General features: G+C 57.2%; 1 tRNA gene and 2 rRNA genes (1 of these 3 cut by a window edge). All 3 read right to left on the reverse strand.

The features are described from left to right. Positions 1–55: 55 nt before the first annotated feature. Positions 56–132 (reverse strand) — tRNA-Met (locus tag GIY56_RS18010). A 65-nt stretch (positions 133–197) separates the two neighbouring features. Then, positions 198–312, reverse strand: a 5S ribosomal RNA gene (rrf, locus tag GIY56_RS18015). 119 nt (positions 313–431) lie between these two features. After that, positions 432–2,500: ribosomal RNA gene (locus GIY56_RS18020) — 23S ribosomal RNA — on the reverse strand; it runs 770 nt beyond the window's last position.

Here is a 2,500-nt window from a genome sequence, read left to right on the forward strand (position 1 = left end):
TGGCGCAAATGCAAACAGCGCCCTGAGGGGCGCTGTTTTGTCTGGCTTGCAGAGGTGGTTGCGGGGGCAGGATTTGAACCTGCGGCCTTCAGGTTATGAGCCTGACGAGCTACCGGGCTGCTCTACCCCGCGCCATGGTTGTCCTGGATCGGAAGGGGGTTTTTCATCGGTTCGGAGGGATAGGCGTTTCTTTCCAGGTCTGGCGGTGACCTACTCTCCCACGTCTTGAGACGCAGTACCATCGGCGCGGCGGCACTTAACGGCCGAGTTCGGGATGGGATCGGGTGTTTTGCTCGCGCTAGGGCCACCAGACCGGGAAAGAAACGCTCAGCGTTCCGCGACCCTTTCGGGTGCGGGATGTTGTCCAAGGATGCGTTGGAAGATTTCAGCTTTGTGCGCCTGCGCGCACGGAAGTCTGTCTTCTTCCGGATCAAATCAAGCCTATCGAGCCATTAGTACCGGTCAGCTGAACGTGTTGCCACGCTTACACCTCCGGCCTATCGACGTGGTGGTCTTCCACGGCTCTCAAGGGAGACCTTGTTTTGAGGGGGGCTTCACGCTTAGATGCCTTCAGCGTTTATCCTGTCCGGACATAGCTACCCTGCACTGCCGTTGGCACGACAACAGGTCCACCAGTGGTCCGTCCACCCCGGTCCTCTCGTACTAGGGGCAGCTCCTCTCAAGTCTCCAACACCCACGGCAGATAGGGACCGAACTGTCTCACGACGTTCTAAACCCAGCTCACGTACCTCTTTAAATGGCGAACAGCCATACCCTTGGGACCTGCTCCAGCCCCAGGATGAGATGAGCCGACATCGAGGTGCCAAACGATGCCGTCGATATGGACTCTTGGGCATCATCAGCCTGTTATCCCCAGCGTACCTTTTATCCGTTGAGCGATGGCCCTTCCACTCGGGACCACCGGATCACTATGGCCGACTTTCGTCTCTGCTCGACTTGTCAGTCTTGCAGTCAGGCTGGCTTTTGCCATTGCACTCAACGAGCGATTTCCGACCGCTCTGAGCCAACCTTCGCGCGCCTCCGTTACTGTTTGGGAGGCGACCGCCCCAGTCAAACTCCCCACCACGCAGGGTCCCGGACCCGGATGACGGGCCGCGGTTAGACATCAGAACAGCGAAGGGCGGTATCTCAAGGACGGCTCCACGGGAACTGGCGTCCCCGCTTCAAAGCCTACCGCCTATCCTGCACATCGCAATCCTGATGCCAGTGCGAAGTTGGAGTAAAGGTGCATGGGGTCTTTCCGTCTAACCGCGGGAAGTCTGCATCTTCACAGACAGTTCAATTTCGCTGAGTCCACATTTGAGACAGCGGGGAAGTCGTTACGCCATTCGTGCAGGTCGGAACTTACCCGACAAGGAATTTCGCTACCTTAGGACCGTTATAGTTACGGCCGCCGTTTACCGGGGCTTCAATTCAAGGCTTGCACCTCTCCTTTTAACCTTCCGGCACCGGGCAGGCGTCAGACCCTATACGTCGTCTTGCGACTTCGCAGAGCCCTGTGTTTTTAGTAAACAGTCGCCACCCCCTGGTTTGTGCCCCCGGCCGACAGTTGCCTGCCAACCGGGCCTCCTTCTCGCGAACTTACGGAGGTATTTTGCCGAGTTCCTTAAATGTGGTTCTCTCAAGCGCCTTGGTATTCTCTACCAGTCCACCTGTGTCGGTTTAGGGTACGGTCTCGTGGAGGGCTGTTTCCAGGAACCGCTCAGCTGCAAGGTCAATCCGTTAAGACCTCACAACACCTGCGATCCGTCACCATCTCCTGGCCCAGGACTATTAACCTGGTTCCCATCGACTACGCCTTTCGGCCTCGCCTTAGGGGCCGGCTCACCCTGCTCAGATTAGCTTTAAGCAGGAACCCTTGGACTTTCGGCGAGGGGGTCTCTCACCCCCTTTGTCGCTACTCATGTCAACATTCTCACTTCCGATCACTCCACCGGATGCCTCACGGCCCGGCTTCACAGTCGGAACATCGCCTCCGTCACGCCCGAAGACGCGAAAGAGGCGGCGCTCCATATCACGGAACGCTCCGCTACCACGCACCCCGAAGGGTGCATCCAAAGCTTCGGCTCGTGGCTTGAGCCCCGTTACATCTTCGCCGCAAGACCTCTTGATTAGACCAGTGAGCTGTTACGCTATCTTTAAAGGATGGCTGCTTCTAAGCCAACCTCCTGGTTGTTTTGGAAGTCTCACATGCTTTCCCACTTAGCCACGAATTGGGGGCCTTAGCTGTTGGTCAGGGTTGTTTCCCTTTCCACGACGGACGTTAGCACCCGCCGTGTGTCTCCCGGATAGTCCTCTCGGGTATTCGGAGTTTGCTTAGACTCAGTAAGGCTGTGGGCCCCCATCATCCATGCAGTGCTCTACCCCCCGAGGGATACGTCCGAGGCGCTACCTAAATAGCTTTCGCGGAGAACCAGCTATCTCCGAGTTTGATTGGCCTTTCACCCCTAGGCACAAGTCATCCCGACCTTTTTCAACA

This window comes from Paracoccus lichenicola, from assembly GCF_009708075.1.
In the GTDB taxonomy this organism is placed as follows: domain Bacteria; phylum Pseudomonadota; class Alphaproteobacteria; order Rhodobacterales; family Rhodobacteraceae; genus Paracoccus; species Paracoccus lichenicola.